Annotated in this window: 16 protein-coding genes and 1 pseudogene; 16 read left to right on the top strand and 1 reads right to left on the bottom strand. The window is 54.7% G+C overall.

Features of this window, described 5'->3' with window-relative positions; genetic code table 11:
• Positions 1-5 precede the first annotated feature (5 nt).
• Positions 6-635: a hypothetical protein gene (locus OEV49_08570; GenBank protein MDH3891126.1), complete on the bottom strand. Its 630-nt coding sequence runs from the start codon at positions 633-635 to the stop codon at positions 6-8.
• A 370-nt stretch (positions 636-1005) separates the two neighbouring features.
• Here OEV49_08570 and OEV49_08565 point away from each other — a divergent pair, with 370 nt between their 5' ends.
• The 16 genes and pseudogenes from OEV49_08565 (at position 1006) to OEV49_08490 (ending at position 19426) form a co-directional block, all read left to right on the top strand.
• Positions 1006-2499 carry an aldehyde dehydrogenase family protein gene (locus OEV49_08565; GenBank protein ID MDH3891125.1) on the top strand — a complete coding sequence of 498 codons (1494 nt, stop codon included), beginning with the start codon at positions 1006-1008 and terminating at the stop codon, positions 2497-2499.
• 126 nt (positions 2500-2625) lie between these two features.
• Positions 2626-3999 (top strand): cyclic 2,3-diphosphoglycerate synthase, encoded by a 1374-nt coding sequence (locus OEV49_08560; protein MDH3891124.1) that lies wholly within the window; start codon positions 2626-2628, stop codon positions 3997-3999.
• A gap of 77 nt (positions 4000-4076) precedes the next feature.
• On the top strand, positions 4077-5027 hold the full coding sequence (gene arcC / locus OEV49_08555) for a carbamate kinase (GenBank protein ID MDH3891123.1): 951 nt from the start codon (positions 4077-4079) through the stop codon (positions 5025-5027).
• 3 nt (positions 5028-5030) lie between these two features.
• Positions 5031-6425, top strand: coding sequence for a CCA tRNA nucleotidyltransferase (locus tag OEV49_08550; protein ID MDH3891122.1), 1395 nt, complete (start codon positions 5031-5033; stop codon positions 6423-6425).
• On the top strand, positions 6422-7558 hold the full coding sequence (sucC, locus tag OEV49_08545; protein ID MDH3891121.1) for an ADP-forming succinate--CoA ligase subunit beta: 1137 nt from the start codon (positions 6422-6424) through the stop codon (positions 7556-7558). The genes OEV49_08550 and sucC overlap by 4 nt, the downstream gene beginning before the upstream one ends.
• A 25-nt stretch (positions 7559-7583) precedes the next feature.
• Positions 7584-8447: pseudogene (gene sucD, locus OEV49_08540) on the top strand (succinate--CoA ligase subunit alpha).
• Between the two features lie 194 nt (positions 8448-8641).
• Positions 8642-8902 carry a ferredoxin gene (locus OEV49_08535; GenBank protein MDH3891120.1) on the top strand — a complete coding sequence of 87 codons (261 nt, stop codon included), beginning with the start codon at positions 8642-8644 and terminating at the stop codon, positions 8900-8902.
• A 15-nt stretch (positions 8903-8917) separates the two neighbouring features.
• Positions 8918-10054 carry a 2-oxoacid:acceptor oxidoreductase subunit alpha gene (locus OEV49_08530; protein MDH3891119.1) on the top strand — a complete coding sequence of 379 codons (1137 nt, stop codon included), beginning with the start codon at positions 8918-8920 and terminating at the stop codon, positions 10052-10054.
• Positions 10054-10914, top strand: a complete 861-nt coding sequence (locus OEV49_08525; protein MDH3891118.1) for a 2-oxoacid:ferredoxin oxidoreductase subunit beta — start codon at positions 10054-10056, stop codon at positions 10912-10914. The genes OEV49_08530 and OEV49_08525 overlap by 1 nt, the downstream gene beginning before the upstream one ends.
• Positions 10915-10916: 2 nt before the next feature.
• The gene (locus OEV49_08520; protein MDH3891117.1) at positions 10917-11525 is read left to right on the top strand and encodes a 2-oxoacid:acceptor oxidoreductase family protein; all 609 of its coding nucleotides are present in this window, start codon (positions 10917-10919) and stop codon (positions 11523-11525) included.
• Entirely contained in the window at positions 11522-11923 is a 402-nt protein-coding gene (ndk, locus tag OEV49_08515; protein ID MDH3891116.1) for a nucleoside-diphosphate kinase, read from the top strand. Before OEV49_08520 ends, ndk begins: the two co-directional genes overlap by 4 nt.
• 271 nt (positions 11924-12194) lie before the next feature.
• Entirely contained in the window at positions 12195-13418 is a 1224-nt protein-coding gene (locus OEV49_08510; protein ID MDH3891115.1) for a lactate racemase domain-containing protein, read from the top strand.
• A 37-nt stretch (positions 13419-13455) separates the two neighbouring features.
• A complete protein-coding gene (gene mdh, locus OEV49_08505) occupies positions 13456-14385 on the top strand; it encodes a malate dehydrogenase (protein MDH3891114.1) in 930 nt (309 codons plus the stop codon).
• 17 nt (positions 14386-14402) lie between these two features.
• Positions 14403-15647 carry an isocitrate dehydrogenase (NADP(+)) gene (gene icd, locus OEV49_08500; protein MDH3891113.1) on the top strand — a complete coding sequence of 415 codons (1245 nt, stop codon included), beginning with the start codon at positions 14403-14405 and terminating at the stop codon, positions 15645-15647.
• A 278-nt stretch (positions 15648-15925) separates the two neighbouring features.
• On the top strand, positions 15926-16579 hold the full coding sequence (locus OEV49_08495) for a hypothetical protein (GenBank protein ID MDH3891112.1): 654 nt from the start codon (positions 15926-15928) through the stop codon (positions 16577-16579).
• A gap of 258 nt (positions 16580-16837) precedes the next feature.
• Complete coding sequence (locus OEV49_08490) at positions 16838-19426, top strand: FG-GAP-like repeat-containing protein (protein ID MDH3891111.1); 2589 nt, start codon at positions 16838-16840, stop codon at positions 19424-19426.
• Positions 19427-19489 lie beyond the last annotated feature (63 nt).

Below are 19489 nucleotides of genomic sequence, written 5' to 3'. Positions count from 1 at the left end.
TACAACTATGGTCCGCGGACGGTGTGCCGGCCCCCCCACAGAGGCATGACATAACCGATCGATATGCGAAAGTCGTTGAAGCGGGCGCGGGAGAATCGTCGGCTGTAGCTGCCGTTACCGGCATCACTGGTGTACACGAAACTGGGCCGCACGTCGGTGATACTTACTTCAAAGGAGGTCGTGCGATGAAAACGCAGCCCGAAGGTAAGACGGTAGCCGTTGGTTGGCTTCAGACCGACATCGGTAACGCCATGGTAGTTTCTCAACGAGTCAGACTCCGATTGACTGGTGGCATGATCGTACATGGCCAGTACCACCCCCCCGCCAACGTATCCGGTCATCCGATTAGTACCCCGATAGTATAATGCTTCCAAAGAGAACAGCGGACCGAATATGGTTCCGGTAGGATAGCGTACATGACTGACCCGGCTAAGCCGGTAGTCCAATGTTGTCCTGAGTACCACCGGATGGGTTACCCGAAACTCATAGCGCGTGCTGATGTCCACACCGGTCTTGACCAACCCGTTGGGCGCGGTAACACCCACCGAGAAGTGCATGGCCATAACATCAAGAGTATCTTGTTTGACCGGATTGATCGGATACAATGGTAGAGAAAGCAAAGTTGTCAACAGCAAGGCATGCACGGGCTCTCCTGCAAGTTCAGGCGGATTAACGACTCTTATAGTATTAACGAGCAAGATGACGAAATAGCCAAGGAAATCTTGGCCCAAAGCACAAATAGTCCGCAGTGACCTGGATGACTCAATAACCAATGTCCGCCAATAAGCAATTGTAGAGCCCCCAAACCGTCTCTTGCGGGCTGCCGTAACCTGTTGTCGCGCAACGTCAAAAACTTGGTCGACGGAGGCGAAAGCGGTTGACAAGATACATATAAGAACTATATTAACCGCTTGTTTGCGACCAAGGTGAATAGATTCACAAAAGTCGTAGCGCCTCTGTTGGCGCGCCTGTAGCGGAAAAACAGATGATGACACGGAGATGATCGTGAGTAAGCCCAAACAGTTCAAGAACTTCATCAACGGCCAATGGGTCGAGTCCACCTCTGGTGAAACCTATGAAAACCGCAACCCGGCCGATACCGAGGAAGTTCTAGGTATCTTCCAAAAATCGAACGCCGACGATATCGCCAACGCTATTGATGCCGCCTCCGAAGCATACAAAAAGTGGCGACTGATGCCGGCCCCCAAACGCGGTGAGATTCTGTACAAAGTTGCCCAGCGATTGTTGGACAACAAGGAACAAGTCTCACAGGACATGACCAAGGAGATGGGTAAGGTTATCAAAGAGACACGTGGCGACACGCAGGAAGCTATCGACATGACATTCTACATGGCCGGCGAGGGTCGTCGTTTGTTCGGCATGACCACACCGTCGGAGATGGAGAAGAAATTCAACATGACGGTGCGCCAGCCGCTTGGTGTCTGCTCGTTTATTACTCCCTGGAATTTCCCGATGGCCATTCCGTCGTGGAAAATGATGCCGGCCTTGATTTGCGGCAACACCATTGTTATCAAACCGGCCACAGATACGCCGTTGTCGGTGGTCAATTTGTTACAAGCCTGTCACGATGAAGGTATCCCGCCCGGTGTAGTCAACATGGTCACCGGTTCGGGGTCGGCCCTTGGTGCGCCCATAATTAAAAACCCCAACGTCAAGGTGGTGTCGTTCACCGGTTCGACAGAGGTCGGTCGCAAGGTCTCTGAAGCCTGCGCCACCGACTTCAAACATTGCTGCCTGGAGATGGGCGGCAAGAACGTGCAAATCGTCATGGACGATGCCAACCTGGAGCTGGCCGTGGACGGCGCGCTTTGGGGCGCCTTCGGCACCACCGGCCAACGCTGTACGGCGACCAGTCGAATAGTCTGCCACCAGGATGTGCTGGACAAGTTCACCGCCCTCATAGTAGAACGCGCCTCGAAATTGAAAGTTGGCAACGGTCTCGATGAATCGGTAGACATGGGTCCGGCCGTCAGCCAGGCGCAGCTCGACACCGTTCTCAGCTATATCGAAATCGGCAAAAAGGACGGCGGCAAATTGCTCACCGGCGGCGAACGCCTGACCGGGGGCGACTTCGACAAAGGATACTTCGTGCAGCCGACAATATTCGGCGACATCACCCAGTCGATGACCATCTGGAAGGAAGAGATTTTCGGCCCGGTGCTGGGTATCGCCTCGTGCGCTTCGCTGGATGAGGCAATCGCCATGGCCAACGACACGCCGTATGGACTTTCTGCTTCGATATTCACGCAGGACATCAACAACGCTTACACCGCCATGCGCGATGTCTACACCGGCATCTTCTATGTCAACGCTCCCACTATCGGCGCCGAGACCCACCTGCCGTTCGGCGGGACGAAAGAGACAGGCAACGGTCACCGCGAAGCGGCTACGGCTTGCCTTGATGTGTTCAGCGAATGGAAATCTGTCTACGTCGATTTTTCCGGCAGCTTGCAGCGCCCCCAGATCGACAACCAGTAAAGGAAACGGACCAACCATGTCAAACGCACTCAGAAGTCACGATGGAGCCTTTAGCTAAGGATGGCTGAAGATAACGGATGTGAATATTAACTGAGTATTACTGCAATTGAATGATTGGAGAACAACATGGCCAAGGCCAAAAAAATAATCATCATGGGCGCCGCCGGGCGCGACTTTCACAACTTTAACTGCCTTTATCGCGACAACAAGGCGGTCGAGGTCGTAGCTTTCACGGCCACCCAGATTCCCGATATCGAAGGCCGACGCTACCCGGCTTCATTGGCCGGTAAGCTCTACCCCAAGGGGATTCCGATTTACGATGAGTCCGAACTGTTGGAATTGATCAAGAAGCATGAGGCCGAAGAGGTCGTTTTTGCGTACTCCGACGTGCCGTATCAATACGTGATGGAACGTGCAGCCTATGTCATGTCGGCCGGCGCACGGTTCGCCGTCGAAGGCGGCACGCCGACTATGATCAAGTCAAAAAAACCGGTGGTGTCGGTGTGCGCCATCCGGACCGGCTGCGGAAAATCGCAGACGACCCGGCGGGTGGCGGAAGTGCTGCAGGCTCTGGGCAAGAAAGTGGTCGCGATCCGGCACCCTATGCCGTATGGTGACCTGGCCAAGCAGGCCTGTCAAAGATTCGCCACTCTGAAGGATCTCGACAAACACAAGTGCACCATCGAAGAACGTGAAGAGTACGAACCGCATATTATGACCGGCGTCGTTGTTTACGCCGGTGTCGATTATGAAATGATCATCCGCGAAGCCGAAAAGGAAGCGGATGTTATCCTCTGGGACGGCGGCAACAACGACATGTCTTTCTATGCCGCCGATCTGCAAATAACCGTCGTCGATCCGCACCGCCCCGGTCATGAGTTGACTTACTATCCCGGACAGAACAACCTGTTGTTGGCTGATGTAGTCGTGATAAACAAGATCGACTCGGCCGATCCCGAAGGTGTGGCTGAACTCCGTCGTAACATCGCAGCATATAATCCGAGCGCTATCGTAGTCGATGCCGCTTCTCCTCTTGATGTCGACAAGCCGCAGTTGATTCGTGGCAAGAAGGTGCTGGTTGTCGAAGATGGTCCGACCTTGACCCACGGTGAGATGGAATATGGCGCCGGTGTGGTTGCAGCCGAAAAATACGGTGCAGCCGAACTGGTTGACCCCCGTCCCTTCACGGTCAAGTCGATCAGCGCTACTTTCGAGAAGTACCCAGGCATAGGCACCCTTCTGCCGGCTATGGGATATGGCAACAAGCAGGTGAAAGACCTGGAGACGACGATCAACCGAACCGAGTGCGACGCCGTGGTAATCGCCACACCGATCGACCTGAGTCGTTTGATTAAAATCACCAAACCTACGGTGCGAGTTGGGTACAACTTGCAGGAAATCGGATCGCCGGACCTGCACGATGTGCTGGATGCGTTTGTATCCAGCAGGCTGAAGAAAAGCCCTGCGAAAAAGAGCTCGAAGAAGGGCTCAAAGAAATAGAAACAAACCCGGTAGCGGGTCGGCTCGCCGGCCCGCTTTACTACTAACGGTCCGACTAAACTGGAGCCGACAACGAAATGACCGGTCACAAGACGGCGGTGGTTGCCCTGGGGGGAAACGCAATCACTCATCCCGACCGAGAGGATACCATCGCCAACCAGTTCGCCAACACCCGAGCGGCGCTAGACGGTGTGGTCCAACTGGCTCGTGAGGGATACAATCTGGTGATTAGTCACGGTAACGGACCGCAGGTGGGCAATGCTATTCTCCGGGTCGAGTTGGCGCGCGACCGAGCGCCCATTCTGCCGTTGGGCGTTTGCGTGGCCGACACCGAAGGCGGCATGGGGTATATGATCGAGCAATCGTTGCAGAACCGGTTGCGGGCCGAAAAAATCGACCGCCCGGTGGTCACGATTATCACTCAGATGTTGGTCGATGCCAATGACCCGGCCGTGAACAACCCGACCAAGTTTATCGGACAATTCTATACCGAAGAACAGGCCGAACGCTACTCAGCCAGTCGCGGCTGGCACATGAAGCCCGACGGTGATCGTGGCTGGCGTCGCGTGGTGCCATCGCCGATCCCGGTTCACACGGTTGAAGCTGAGACGATCAGAACTCTGGTAAAAAACGGAACTATAGTGGTAGCCGGTGGCGGTGGCGGGATTCCGGTCTTTATCGACAAGCACGGTAACTACGAAGGTTTCGATGCCGTTATAGACAAAGACCTTGCCTCGGCGGTGATCGGGGAGGAAATCGGAGCCGAGATCCTGTCGATCCTTACCTCGGTTGACAAAGTTGCGATCAACTTTGGTTGGGAAAACCAGGAGGAGCTCGGTCGAGTGAGCCTTGCCCAGATAAAAAAGTATCATGCCGAGGGCCAGTTCCCAGCCGGTTCCATGGGACCCAAGATAGACGCGGCCATTCGTTTCCTTGAAAAAGGCGGCGAGATGGTAACCGTAACTTCATTTGAAAACGCAGGCCTTGCCATCCTCGGCGAGGCCGGTACCAGAATAGTAGCCAACTAAGCCATGAATCACCTGTCTGAAGAAACCGTCGCTGCTATCCTCAAGAGGGGCCGCATCTACGAAGTGGGCGGCGCCGTCCGTGACCGCCTGCTGTCGGGATCGAAGGCCACTAAAGACTGTGACTATCTTGTCACCGGTGTTGGCTACGATGAACTCAGTCGCTTGCTGAAACAGCACGGTCGTGTCGATCTGGTCGGGCGGAGTTTCGGAGTCATCAAGTACACTCAGTTTACCGGTGGCCGGGGGCACACTTTCGACCTCACCCTACCCAGGCGTGAACATTCCACCGGCTGGGGACACAAGGAATTCGCGGTTTCATTTGATCCCTCGTTGCCGGTCGAAGAAGACTTGGTGCGGCGCGACTTCACGGTTAACGCCATGGCTGTCGCTCTGGACAACAACGAGTTGATTGACCCCCTGAACGGTCGCATGGACCTGGACAACCGGCAGTTGCGAATGGTCTACCCGACATCGTTCGAGGACGATCCCTTACGCATGCTGAGAGCGGTGCAGTTTGCCGCCCGGTTCGGTTTCATGATCGAGCCGGAGACCTTTAGAGCTATTCGAAAAAACGCAGCGCTGATAGAAACAGTCTCAGCCGAACGGATCGCCGAAGAACTTAACAAACTGCTGACTTTGGCACAGATACCGTCCAGCGGCTTCCGGCTGATGCAGACACTGGGATTGCTTAAGGTCATATTGCCGGAGTTGCAGACTTGCGTCGGTGTTGATCAGCCGGGTGGATACCATAAATACGATGTCTTCGAACACACCATGCACATCATCGACAGTTGTGACGCACGCTTGCGGCTGCGTATGGCGGCGCTCTTTCACGATGTTACAAAGCCGCAGGCACGAAGGTTAGTCGATGGTGGCGCCACATTCTATGGGCATGAAGGTACCGGAGCCAAAGTTGCAGCGAGTGTCTTGAGGCGGCTGCGCTACTCCAACGGTTTCATCAAACAGGTGGCCACACTGGTGGAACGACACATGTTTACCACCGAGGTCACCCCAAAAGGTCTCAGGCGCCTGGTCCGTCGCGTCGGTGTGGATTTGATCCATGATCTGCTTGATCTGCGTCGGGCCGATGTCGTCGCTCAGGGCATGGGTGGAACCACCGAGGATGTCGACCAGTTTGAGACTGATATTCGTGAGGAGCTTGAACGCAAGCCGCCACTCAGCGTCACTGATCTGGCCATTGACGGTAGAGTCATGATGGAACTATTCCAACTTGAACCCGGTCCGGCGATCGGCCGGGTCCTCAGCTATCTGCTGGAAAGAGTGCTCGACGACCCCAATTTGAACAGCCGCGAGATTCTTACCACTCTCGCCCGCGAACAGATCGAACAGAAGGAAACGTTGTCCGATAAAAACAATCTCAAGGAACGTGATAAATGAAAATTCATGAGTATCAGGCCAAGCAGATTTTTGCCGATGCCGGGATTCCGGTGCCTTTTGGCCAGGTAGCCTCTGAGCCTGCCGAAGCCGTCCGGATCGCCGAGGAGATTAACCGACCGGTGATGGTCAAATCGCAGGTGCATGTCGGCGGTCGCGGCAAGGCCGGTGGGATCAAATACGCCGAAAATGCCGAGGCTACGAAAATACTCGCCCACAGTATCCTGGGTATGGATATCAAGGGCCTCACCGTCAAAAAGGTACTGGTCACCGAGGCCGAGGACATAATATCAGAGTCCTATGTCGGGATAATTCTCGATCGGGTTACCAAACGCCCGGTCATTATGGTATCCCCGGCCGGCGGTATCGACATCGAAGAAGTGGCCAGAAAAACTCCGCAGAAGATATTCAAGCTGACCGTCGATCCTGTCCTCGGCTTGAAAACCTATCAGGCTCGCAACCTTGCCCTCAAGCTCTTTCGCGACATCAAACAAGTGCGCGAAGCTACCGACATCATCTTGAAACTCTACAAAGTGTTCTGGGCCTGTGATGCTTCGCTGGTAGAGATCAATCCGCTGATCAGCAACACCGACACCAAAGTGATTGCCCTTGATGCCAAAATCAACATCGACGATAACGGTCTCTATCGACAGAAAAACATAGAGTCCATGCGTGACCTTGACGCCGAAGTACCGGAAGAAGTCCAGGCGCGCGAGGCGGACCTGTCATATGTCAAACTCGAAGGAAACATTGGATGCATGGTCAATGGCGCCGGTCTGGCTATGGCCACCATGGACCTGGTGAAGCGCTATGGCGGCGAACCGGCCAACTTTCTCGATATCGGCGGATCATCCAATCCTGAGAAAGTGGTCGCGGCCATGCGTATCATTCTTTCCGACCCCAACGTCCGCGCTATATTGATTAATATCTTTGGCGGTATCACCCGCTGTGACGATGTCGCCACCGGCATTGTCGCCGCTTTCAAAGAGTTGAACCCGACCGTACCGGTGGTGGTCAGACTTACCGGCACCAATGAAGAAGCAGCGCAGAAAATCCTGCGTTCGGTCAAGCTCCCCTCGGCTGACACGCTGGACAAAGTGGTCAAAAAGGCCATCGAACTGGCCGGGTTGGAATAAAAAGGCACTGTGAGAGGTAACAAAAATGTCGATATTCATTAATAGGAAAACGAGACTGATTGTTCAGGGGATCACCGGAAGGGATGGATCCTTTCACGCTGAACAAATGAAAAAGTACGGCACCAAAGTGGTTGGGGGTGTCACTCCGGGCAAAGGCGGAACGAAAGTGGCCGGCATACCGGTGTTTGATACGGTCGAAGAAGCGGTGGCCAAAACAAAGGCCAACAGCTCGGTGATCTATGTGCCTCCGCCGTTTGCCGTAGATGCTATCTTTGAGGCTGTGGCCGCCGGGATCAAACTTGTCGTCTGTATCACCGAAGGTGTGCCCGCCAACGATATGATGAAAGTCTATCCCTTCGTTCAACAGAACGGTGCTCGTCTGATCGGCCCCAATTGTCCAGGCCTCATCTCGGTCGGCCAGGCCAAAGTCGGCATCATGCCATCCAATATCGTTAAGAAGGGGTCAGTCGGCGTGGTCTCGCGCTCCGGCACCCTCACCTATGAAGCAATATGGGCCCTCACCGAAGCCGGTATGGGTCAGACTACCTGCATAGGTATCGGCGGCGATCAAGTGATCGGCACCAACTTCATCGATTGCCTGGAAGCCTTCCAGGCCGATCCATCGACCAAGTCAATCGTCATGATCGGTGAAATAGGCGGCTCCGATGAAGAGATGGCCGCGCAGTTTATCAAGAAGAACGTCACCAAACCGGTCGTCTCGTTCATTGCCGGTCAGACAGCTCCTCCCGGTAAACGTATGGGTCACGCCGGGGCCATCATTGCCGGCGGCAGCGGCACGGCGGCCGACAAGATCGCTGCCCTCAACAAAGTCGGCGTGCCCGTAGCCGGATCACCCACCGAGATCCCGGCGGTGCTGAAAGAACTCATCAAGGGTGGCAAGAAAACCACGGCCAAAGCCCAGACCAAAAAAGCCGCCACTAAAAAGGTCAGCGCCAAAAAGACAGACTCAGCCAAGGCGCCCAAATTGAAAAAAGCCGCGGCCCCGACCAAATCGCGAAAGGCAAAGAAATAACCACCAGTTGGCATAGATAGACATGCAACACAAGTTGCTGAGGAAACTCCATGACTGAGCCACAAACAGCCAAGCCCTCGACTGAGAAGAAGGGCAAAAGCAAGTACGATTATTCCAACGGCCCGCCCGCTCTGGAAATCAACATGGCCTGGTGCAAAGCGTGCAATATTTGTATCGCTCTGTGCCCGACCCAGGTGTTCGAACCAAATGCTGACGGCAAACCGGTCATGGCGCGCATGGAAGACTGTACCCAGTGTACTGTCTGCTGGACGCACTGTCCCGATTTTGCCATAACATCGAATTACAAGTAGATTGACTGTACCACTATGGTTGACACACAAAGAACTCTCTTGATGGGTAACCTGGCCTGTGTGCAAGGCGCTCTCTACGCCGGTATGCGGTTCTACGCCGGGTACCCGATTACACCATCGACCGAAATCGCCGAAGGTTGCGCCCGTGACCTGCCGAAAATCGGCGGGCGGTTCATCCAGATGGAAGACGAGATATCGTCCATCGCCGCCGTCGTGGGTGCCTCGACTTCCGGGATGAAAGCGATGACGGCCACCTCCGGACCCGGCTTCTCACTCATGCAGGAAAACATCGGCTATGCTTTCATTACCGAGACACCTTGCGTGATTGTCAATGTCCAGCGTGGCGGCCCCTCGACCGGACTCCCGACCAAAGTCAGTCAGTCCGATACCATGCAAGCCCGTTGGGGAACCCATGGTGACTACACGGCTATAGCCGTGGCGCCGTCAACGGTCGGCGACACCGTTACCGAGACGATCCGAGCCTTCAACCTGTCAGAACGTTTTCGAACGCCGGTCATTGTTCTCATGGATGAAGTGATTGGTCACCAGCGCGAACTCATCTCGCTGCCCAAACCGGGTGAGCATCAGGTCATCGATCGTGTCAAGCCAACCGTTGAGCCGAAAGATTTCGAGCCGTTTCAACTAACGGCCAACGGAGTCTCACCGATGGCAGGCTATGGTGAAGGTTATCGCACGATTGCTACCGGCTTGACTCATGACCCGATGGGCTTCTCTACGAACACGGCGACGGAGATATCAGTCAAGAATGACAAGCTGCGTGACAAAATCATGAACTACAAGAACGAGATCACCAAGCTGCGCATCGAGATGATGGACGATGCCGAGATCGCGTTTGTTTCCTACGGTTCGGTTTCGCGCGCTGCTCTTTTGGCCGTTGCTCTGGCTCGTCAGGCAGGCGTGAAAGTGGGAATGGTCCAGCTCTATACATTGTGGCCGTTCCCTGACAACAAACTGCGTGACTATTGCGGCAAGGCCAAAAAGATCATCGTCCCCGAACTCAATATGGGACAGATCGTGCAGGAGGTCGCGCGCGTCATGCCACCTGATACTGAAATACACTCGTTGCAGCGCTATGACGGTGAGATTCTCACCCCCATGCAGTTACTCGAGAAACTGGAAGAGGTTATATAATGGCTACCGTAGAAAAGTCGAAGCCGGTTGAGAAACAGAAATCGGATGTAGTCCTTAACTACCTGAGACCAAAAAAAGGCATGCCCTCCGTTTGGTGCGCCGGGTGCGGAAATGGACTGGTGCAAAGTGCGCTCGTTCGGGCCATCGACAAGCTGGGCTATTCCAAAGATGAGGTGGCCTTGGTTTCCGGCATCGGCTGTACCAGTCGCATGCCTATCTATCTCGATTTCAGCGCCCTGCATACCACTCACGGTCGCGCCCTGGCTTTCGCCACCGGCGTTAAGTTCGCCAAACCCAAAATGAAGGTGATTGTAATTACCGGCGACGGTGACTGTTTGGCTATCGGTGGCAATCACTTTATCCACGCCTGCCGTCGCAACATTGACATCACGGCGATTCTGATTAACAACCACATCTACGGGATGACCGGCGGACAGGGTTCGCCAACGACACCGACCGATGCGTTTTCGACTACGACGCCGTATGGCAATGTCGAGAAACATTTCGAACCGTGCGAACTGGCTCAAGCGGCCGGGGCGTCGTTCGTTGCCCGGGCCACCGTCTACCACACACCGCAGATGGAAAAAACAATCATGAACGCTCTGAACCATCGCGGATTCAGCCTGGTCGAGGTGATTTCGAACTGTCACACCTACTACGGCCGGCTTAACCGGCGTGGCGATGCCGTGTCGATGTTGAATAACTTCAAGGAAAATTCGGTCACGACCGCTAAGGCCGCGAAAATGGTCCCGGAAGAGCTTGACGGTAAGCACGTCATCGGCACTTTGTACGAAGATGACAAAACCGAATTCTGCGATGAATACCAAAAGGTGGTCGATGCCCACCTGGGAGAGAAATAACGATGGCCCACAAGCTCCTGGATAAAATAGAAATTCCTCACGATCGTTTCGAGATCCGCCTCTCCGGCTCCGGCGGTCAGGGGATGATTCTGGCTGCGGTGATTTTGGCCGAAGCAATTGGCGTCGACTATCGCAAGAACGTCGTGCAATCGCAGTCATACGGACCAGAGGCGCGCGGTGGCGCTTCCAAAGCGGACGTCGTGGTGTCCAGCAATGAGATATACTATCCCAAGGCCATGCAACTCGACATGCTTCTGTGTATGACTCAGGAGTCGCTGGACAAATACTACCCCGACCTGCACAAAGAGGGTGTCCTGATTGTCGATAGCGGTCTGGTCAAGAACATCCCTACCGAGACGTACTATGGCCTGCCTTTCACTCAGATAGCGCGTGAGCAGGCCGGGCACATTATGGTCGCCAACGTTGTCGCTCTGGGTGCTATCGCCGCCTTCACCGGTGTCGTTGCCAAAGAGGACTTAATCGGCGCCGTGCTCAAACGAGCCCCGCGCGGAACCGAAGACAAAAACCGCACCGCGGTGGACATCGGTTTTTCAGATGCAATGAAAGTCAAGAAAACCCCTGGCCGAAGAGAGGGGAATGGAGACGTATGAATCAGACCCTGCTCATCATCAAGCCCGATGCCACCGGACGTAATCTGATCGGACATATCATAGCACGTCTGGAAAAAGCGGGTTTCAGGATCGCCGCCATGCTTATGACGGCCTTGACACCCGAACAGGCGCGCCAGTTTTACGCCGTGCATGAGGGCAAGCCGTTCCTCGATGACCTGGTGAAGTTTATGACCTCCGACCGAGTGGTGCCCATGGTGCTCGAAAAAGAGAACGCCGTCCAAGACCTGCGCACATTGATTGGCGCAACCAATCCGGAGAATGCCGCCTGTGGCACGATCCGCCAGGAGATTGCGCTCGATGTTCAGTGTAACTCGGTGCATGCTTCCGATTCCGATGAAAACGCGGCCAAGGAGATTGCCTTTTTCTTCGAGGGTTGAACGATTGACAGGCAACTGAAGTGAGGTTGGGTGGCCCGTGGGCTCGGGGAGCGTTGGCAAGGTCCCGCTTGGCGTCATTGCGAGCGACCAGCGGGAGCGCGGCAATCTCATTCTCCATGCTGCACAGCAGATTGAGATTGCCATGGCACGCAAGGCGTACCTCGCGATGACGAGCCGGTGGGTCTATCAACTAGGCCCAAGCCCTGGGCCACCCGCGGCTGAGCGCAGTCGAAGGGTGAGTTTAGCATCTGAGGCGAGGGATTAATAAACCATGATACTCGAACTCACATACGGCGACGGAACCATCCCCATTGAGATACCCGACGGTGTCGAGGTCGACGAGTTCGCTCCGGTTCGGGTCGCCCAGCCGGTGACCTTCGATCACTTTTCTGATGAGTTCAGGAAATCCGGGGGCGTTGAGTTTGTCTCCGATAATCCACCGCTAATCGTCGTCAACGATGCATACCGCAATACACCTACGCCGGAGATTCTGGGATGGTTGGACCGGATCAAAGATGACCTGCTCGACACGGCCGATTTCATCGTGGCTACAGGGACTCACGATCCGCCGACGGAGTCGCAACTGGTCAGCATCTTCGGACCGCATCTTGAGCGCGTCCGAAGACACTTGCTCGTTCACAACGCCGTTGATTATGACAGCATGACTCAGCTGGGTGTCGACAGCATGGGTGGTGAAGTTTGGCTCAACAACGCTTTGGACAATCATCAGCGCTTGCTTCTGATCAGTTCCGTCGAACCGCACTACTTCGCCGGTCTCTCCGGAGGTCGCAAGTCGTTGTTCCCGGGCCTGACCGACCTGGCCACGATAGAACGTAACCACAACCTGGCCAATTCGATGTTGGCTGAGCCGCTGGCTCTTGAAGGCAACCCGGTGGCAGAGCATCTTGAAGAACTCGCCGGTTTTGTCGACCAATCGCGTTTGTTGGGAATCCAGGCGGTACTGGATGCCGACGGTGCGATTGCATCGTTGTTTTGCGGCGGCTTGAATGAGTCTTTTGGACGTGGTAGGAAGAGGGCCGAGGATATCTTCGCGCATAGAATCGAACAGCAGTACGATGTCGTCATTTGCGAGTTGCGGTCCCCTCTGGACAAGAACCTGTATCAGGTGCAGAAAGCGCTTGAGCATTGTCACGCCGGTGTCCGCAATGGTGGCGCCATTATTCTGGTTTCGGCCTGCCGGGAGGGGATCGGCTCAGAACATTTCATGCAACTGGCCCAAAAATGGGACTGCACCAAGAACGAACCGGCCGATGGGAAATGGCGCTTTGGATCGCACAAGCTTTCACGAGTAGCTGCTCATAGCCAGAGAATCGAAGTTTACCTCCATTCCACGCTGCCCCCGCAACCGGTTCGACAGGTCTTTTACGAACCGCTTGACTTTGTGAAAAAATTCCTATTCTTACGCTCTGACCAGCGAGAGCTGTTTCGCTTGGCTGTCGTTCGCGACGCCGGCAATTCGGTTCTGACGGTCTAGACAGAGTGTAAGCCGTAATTGTCCAACGGAGGATGTGATGAATAAAAAGATTGCAGTAATCGGTGCCGGCAACGTGGGCGCCTCGTGTGCCATGTATCTGGCCGAGGCCAATTTTGCCGATGTAGTTTTGGTAGACATTATCGACGGCGTGCCGCAGGGCAAGGGACTCGACCTGACGCAGGCCGGTCCGGTCCGTGGTTACAACGCCACGGTCAAAGGGACCAACAAGTTTTCAGATATCAAAGGTGCCGACATTGTAATCATGACGGCCGGTCTGCCCCGCAAGCCGGGAATGTCACGCGAGGATCTGTTGAAGACCAACGCCAACATCGTCGCATCGGTCGGCAAGAACATCAAAAAGTACGCCCCCAAGAGTTTTGTCATCGTTGTTTCCAACCCGCTTGACTTGATGACCTTCCACATGCAGAAGGCCACCGGCTTCCCGAAAAACCGCGTCTTTGGTCAGGCCGGGGTGCTGGATTCGATCCGTATGCGGGCATTCATCTCGATGGAGTTGGGTGTTGCCATGACCGACACGCAGGCCATGGTGCTGGGCGGGCACGGTGACACAATGGTGCCCCTGCCGCGCTACACCACGGTAGCAGGTGTCCCCATCTCTGAGTTGATCTCCAAAGATCGCATCAAAGCCATCGCCGACCGTACTCGAACCGGTGGCGGCGAGATCGTCAAACTGCTCAAGACCGGCTCTGCATTCTATGCTCCGGCGGCGGCATCGGTCGACATGTGCCGCGCTGTCTTCAATGATGAAAAAAGACTGCTTTCGGCTTCGGCCTATCTCACCGGTCAATATGGTATCAAAGATATCTACATCGGCGTACCGGTCGTTCTTGGCGCCAAGGGTGTGGAGAAGATCATCGAATTGAAATTGAACAAAAGCGAACTCACAGCGCTTCAGGGTTCGGCCAAGACATATAAGAGCCACCTGAAAGCTCTGGGGTACAAGTAATACCTCAAGGAGAAATAATGGCTAAGTACAAGCATATCGTCGTGCCCTCTGGCGGCAAGCCGATTGAAGTCAAAAACAAGAAGCTCAAAATCCCCGCCAATCCGATCATTCCGGTGATCGAGGGGGACGGCATTGGTCGCGACATCATGAAAGCGACCCGTCGCGTGGTCGATGCCGCGGTCGAGAAAGCCTATAAAGGCAAAAAGCGGATCGTCTGGATGGATGTCTACGCCGGTGAAAAGGCCAACGAGCTTTACGGCGAGTGGATGCCGCAAGAGACCTTCGATGCTATCAAGAAATACATCGTCGCTCTCAAGGGTCCGTTAACCACGCCGGTCGGCGGCGGTTTCCGTTCGTTGAATGTGACACTGCGCCAGGTGCTCAACCTGTATGCCTGTGTCCGCCCGGTGAAATGGTTCAAGGGTGTCGGCTCGCCGGTCGTGCATCCGGAAAAGCTGAACGTGGTCATATTTCGTGAGAACACCGAAGATGTCTACTCCGGGATAGAATGGCAGAAGGGTTCCAAAGAGGCCAAGAAGGTCATCGCCTGGATGAACAAAACCATGAAGACCAACATCCGCGCCGATTCGGGCGTCGGAGTCAAGCCGATCTCGGTGACTGGTACCAAACGTCTGGTGCGCAAGGCAATCCAGCACGCCATCGACAAGAAGCGTTCCTCTGTTACTCTGGTGCACAAAGGCAACATCATGAAATACACCGAGGGCGCCTTTCGTGACTGGGGATACAAACTGGCCACCAGTGAATTCAGAAACAAAGTGGTTACCGAGGACGAACTGTGGGACAAGTACAAAGGAAAGATGCCGAAAGGCAAGATCCTCATCAAGGATCGCATCGCCGATTCGATCTTCCAGCAGGTGCTGACCCGCCCCGATGAATACGAGATACTGGCCACGCCGAATCTCAACGGTGATTATCTTTCCGATGCCTGCGCCGCGCAGGTGGGTGGACTGGGTATGGCTCCGGGCGCTAACATAGGTGACTACATCGGTCTTTTCGAGGCCACCCACGGTACCGCGCCGAAATATGCCGACAAGGATGTCATCAACCCCGGGTCGGTGATTCTGTCGGCGGTGATGATGCTCGACTACATGGGTTGGGACAAAGCGGCCCAGATGATCGAGAAGTCTATTCAGAAGACTATCGACAAGAAGACGGTCACCTACGATCTTCATCGTCAGATGAAGGGTGCCAAGAAAGTCGGTACTTCCGAGTTCGCCACCCAGATGATCAAGAACATGTAAAGCCGCAAGCGGCTCATTCTGGTTTCGATTTAGGGAAGGCCTTGTGGTCTTCCCTTTCTTTTGTTGGGCGCTGATGGACCGTCGACAGTTAGATCGTGCTTCCGCATGCGTAAGTATTGTGACTTGACATAGCCAGTGGCCTTTTGTATAAATCCGTGGTAGAGGGTTTGACTCAATATTACGGCAGTACTCCCTACCAAGGGGACACTGAGTCGATTGCAGAATCGTGTGTACATCAAGATTGGGCTTAGGTCCGGATTCAACAAGGAGGACGTTTTATGGTCGAAGCATTGAGCGTAATCGCTGCCCTGATTGCTATTGGCGGATTCATTTGGGCAATGATAAGGCACTTTCGGCCTGAGAAAGCGAAGCGGGCCAAGGCGTTCAGTGAGGCAACAGCCAGTCTTGCTTACGGCTATAGTAGTTGGCGGGATGCGGACTTTGCATCCAAGTACCTACATCTTCTGTCCTATGATGATTTCAAAAAGGTAGCTTTGCACAGGGACCAGATGGCGGTACTCCCCGAGGGGGAGCAGCTATTCATGTTTGTCTGCTCAATCGTGCATGGGCTATGGGGCGATTGGATGCCAAGGGGTATTCCTTCCGAGCGAGTCCTGTCAGACGTTATCACACTACTTGATGGTCGCCCTGGTTGGCGGCCCGTTTGGCGTGCTGCCTATATCATCGAGTCCCTGACGGATGGGGGTGATGAATGGATTCGATACCTTCCTGGAGAACTTCAAGATAACAGTAATGCAGTGCAAGTACGGGAGGTCATTGGCGGCGATGGGGTGATCGCGTATCTAGTTGCCATGACTCAAGGGGATAACTCCCACCTCAGAGATAAGGCGTATGCTACGCTACAGGAGATTGATGCATATTCTCCGGGCGAGGTCCCGCCGGAATTCAACAAGGCCAATGTACCCAAATAAGAGCCCCTGGAGCAATCCAAAAGCATGACACAGGGAAGGCTTTGTGCCTTCCCTTTCTTCTGCGTGGGCCTTTGATGGCCACAAGACTGAATCGGTTTGGTATATAGTTATAGCATGGGTTTCTGTTCAAACAAACTTGACACTTGAATCCACGGCCTGTATCGTAACTCTGCATGACGGCCGAGTCCGATCAATCGGCCTGAATGCAAGTCGCATTCATAACCCATAACCCAAAACTCTTTCCAGGAGGAGCCTCTAATGAGGAACGTGGTACTTACATTACTTGCCACAGTACTGGTAGCAACACCTGCGTTGTTGGCAGTAGACGAATGCCCGGGATCAGACGACATCACCGGCCCAAGTGGTAGTCTGTTTGGCCGTAGCGTGGCCTTTATCGGTGACATCGGCACGGATGCCGACAGTGTGAAGGACGGGTATGACGATTTCATCGTGGGAGCATCTTACGACGGCAGCTACTACGGGAAAGTCTATGTGTATTCCGGTGTCGATGGTGCTGCGATTCGAAATCACGCCGGTGGCCAGAGTAATTCCCGTCTTGGTTTCAGCGTGTCCAGTGCCGGAGATTGGGACAACGATGGCTGGACCGATTACGTGGGCGGATCATACTACGAAGGTGCGAACCATGACGGCAGAGTCACGGTCTGGTCGGGAGCCAACGGGAGTTCGTTGTTTACCAGAGCCGGCGCTTCAACTGAGAGGTGCGGTTACAGTGTGGCCGTTCTCGGTGACTACGATAGTGATGGTGACGACGAAATAATCGTCGGCTGTCCGGAGTATGACAATGGAACATACACCAACTGCGGCAGGATTCTCATCTTTGAAGGCGGCACGACGCAAGGTGGTGGTCCGTCTGCCTGGATCGAGGGAACCTCGAACAATCAGAAGTTCGGAACTCACGTTGCCGGTGTCGGTGATGTAGATGAAGACGGCACACCTGACCTTTCGGTATCCAGCGGTTCCGGGAATGTCATTATCTACTCCGGTGACGACTGGTATGATACGCTTCTGGTCGCACCGGGAACCAAAGAGGTGGCCGGGGCCGGTGATGTCAATGGCGACGGCAACGCCGATTTTGTGATCGGGTACATCAGCAACAACAACGCCGTTGTCTTTTCAGGTTACGAGTCAAGCTATTCAGGCCAGTCAGCCGATACATTGTACACCTTGACCGTGGCCAGCAGCTACTATCTCGGCGACCAGGTGGCAGGCGGTGGTTTCATTGATGACGACGCCGTGCCGGATATCCTGGTCACTGAAGTTGGCTTCTCGTATCCCTTCAGAAGCACTGCGGTTCATGCCTTCAGTGGTGACGACGGGTCGTTGCTTTTCAGTCAGTTTGGCACAATCGGCGGGGACAGTTACGGCGATGGACTGGCCGGCGATGGGGATACCGATGGCGACGGTGTGGACAATATCTTAGTCGGTAAACCGTCCAGCTACCATGTCTATCTGTACTCCTGCACCGATGGTGACGGCGACGGCGTGTTCGACCTTGAGGACAATTGTCCGTCGGACGCCAACGCCAATCAGGACGATGAAGACAGCGACGACGTCGGCGATGTCTGCGACAACTGCTGGGAAATCGCCAACGCCAGCCAGACAAACAGCGATGCCGACAGTTTGGGCGATGCCTGCGACAATTGTCCCAATGATACCAACAACGATCAAGCCGACGGCGACAGTGACGATGTCGGCACCGTGTGTGACAACTGTCCCACCGACGCTAACAGTAATCAGGCCGATGATGACAGCGACGGCGTCGGCGACGTCTGCGACAATTGCTGGTTGGTTTCTAACGCCGGCCAGACAAACAGCGATGCCGACAGCTTGGGCGATGTCTGCGACAATTGTCCCGATGACACCAACAACGACCAGGCCGACAGCGACGAAGACGACATAGGCGACGATTGTGACGTTTGCTCCGAGAGTTTCTACCAGTGCTGTGAAGAAGGCTGGCCCGATCGTGTCGCCGGTGATGTCAACGAGAGTGACGACTGCAATGTGGGCGATGCCACATACCTGGTTAACTACGTTTTCCAAAGCGGTGCAGCGCCATTGCCTTTCCTTCTTGCCGGTGATGTTAACGCCGATTCTTCCGTTAATGTCGGCGACATTACCTATATCATAGCCTATATTTTCCAAAGCGGCCCGGCTCCGCTTAACGGCTGCGGTGGTGGCGCTCCCCGACTCGATCTGCCCGGTCAAGCGCTCAGTGGTGCACCTGCCGTTGGCAAACTCACCAGCCTCTTTGACGGTGTCAACACGATAATCGAGGTCAACTCGGCTGTCGATCTGTTGGCGGTTCAGCTCGAAGTGGAGTGTGACGACGAAGCCGACATCGTCGGCCTCCCCGCGGACATAGAGTCGTTTTCCGGTCACTTCGAAGGTCTGGCCCGGATTGGACTGCTGGACATGGAGGGAGACCAACGCATTGCATCAGGCATAACCTCATTACTGACCGTGGCCGGTGAAGCGCAACCGACTTCAGCCATAGGCATTGATGAAAACGGTCGCACGGTTTCTCTCAGTGTCGAACCACTGCAGAAGAACGCGAACATGCCCGATGCCTACAGTCTCTCGCAGAACTATCCGAACCCGTTCAATCCCATAACCGAGATCAGTTTCACTCTTCCGGCGGTTTCGCAAGTCACGCTGGAAATCTTCAACGTTATGGGCCAAAAGGTGGCCACCCTGGTCGACAGCCGCCTTGAACAGGGCGTGCACCGTTTTGTTTGGGACGGCAGCGCAGCCGCCAGCGGTGTGTATCTCTACCGTTTTCAGGCCGACGAGTATTCGGCATCCAGGAAAATGGTACTGATGAAATAGACCAATGTCGCTGAGGATTCGAGAGGGCAGGTCCACTGGGCCTGCCCTGTATTTTATTCCCGG

The organism is Candidatus Zixiibacteriota bacterium, from assembly GCA_029860345.1.
Classification (GTDB): domain Bacteria; phylum Zixibacteria; class MSB-5A5; order GN15; family FEB-12; genus JAJRTA01.
Note: the sequence above shows the minus strand (reverse complement) of the source record. Positions and strands in the feature narration are given on the sequence as shown.

Bases quoted from the DNA above. Each gene is read 5' to 3' on its own strand.
- OEV49_08560 (MDH3891124.1), top strand. From the start codon at position 2,626: ATGGCCAAGGCCAAAAAAATAATCATCATGGGCGCCGCCGGGCGCGAC.
- arcC (MDH3891123.1), top strand. From the start codon at position 4,077: ATGACCGGTCACAAGACGGCGGTGGTTGCCCTGGGGGGAAACGCAATC.
- OEV49_08550 (MDH3891122.1), top strand. From the start codon at position 5,031: ATGAATCACCTGTCTGAAGAAACCGTCGCTGCTATCCTCAAGAGGGGC.
- sucC (MDH3891121.1), top strand. From the start codon at position 6,422: ATGAAAATTCATGAGTATCAGGCCAAGCAGATTTTTGCCGATGCCGGG.
- OEV49_08535 (MDH3891120.1), top strand. From the start codon at position 8,642: ATGACTGAGCCACAAACAGCCAAGCCCTCGACTGAGAAGAAGGGCAAA.
- OEV49_08530 (MDH3891119.1), top strand. From the start codon at position 8,918: ATGGTTGACACACAAAGAACTCTCTTGATGGGTAACCTGGCCTGTGTG.
- OEV49_08525 (MDH3891118.1), top strand. From the start codon at position 10,054: ATGGCTACCGTAGAAAAGTCGAAGCCGGTTGAGAAACAGAAATCGGAT.
- OEV49_08520 (MDH3891117.1), top strand. From the start codon at position 10,917: ATGGCCCACAAGCTCCTGGATAAAATAGAAATTCCTCACGATCGTTTC.
- ndk (MDH3891116.1), top strand. From the start codon at position 11,522: ATGAATCAGACCCTGCTCATCATCAAGCCCGATGCCACCGGACGTAAT.
- OEV49_08510 (MDH3891115.1), top strand. From the start codon at position 12,195: ATGATACTCGAACTCACATACGGCGACGGAACCATCCCCATTGAGATA.
- mdh (MDH3891114.1), top strand. From the start codon at position 13,456: ATGAATAAAAAGATTGCAGTAATCGGTGCCGGCAACGTGGGCGCCTCG.
- icd (MDH3891113.1), top strand. From the start codon at position 14,403: ATGGCTAAGTACAAGCATATCGTCGTGCCCTCTGGCGGCAAGCCGATT.
- OEV49_08495 (MDH3891112.1), top strand. From the start codon at position 15,926: ATGGTCGAAGCATTGAGCGTAATCGCTGCCCTGATTGCTATTGGCGGA.
- OEV49_08490 (MDH3891111.1), top strand. From the start codon at position 16,838: ATGAGGAACGTGGTACTTACATTACTTGCCACAGTACTGGTAGCAACA.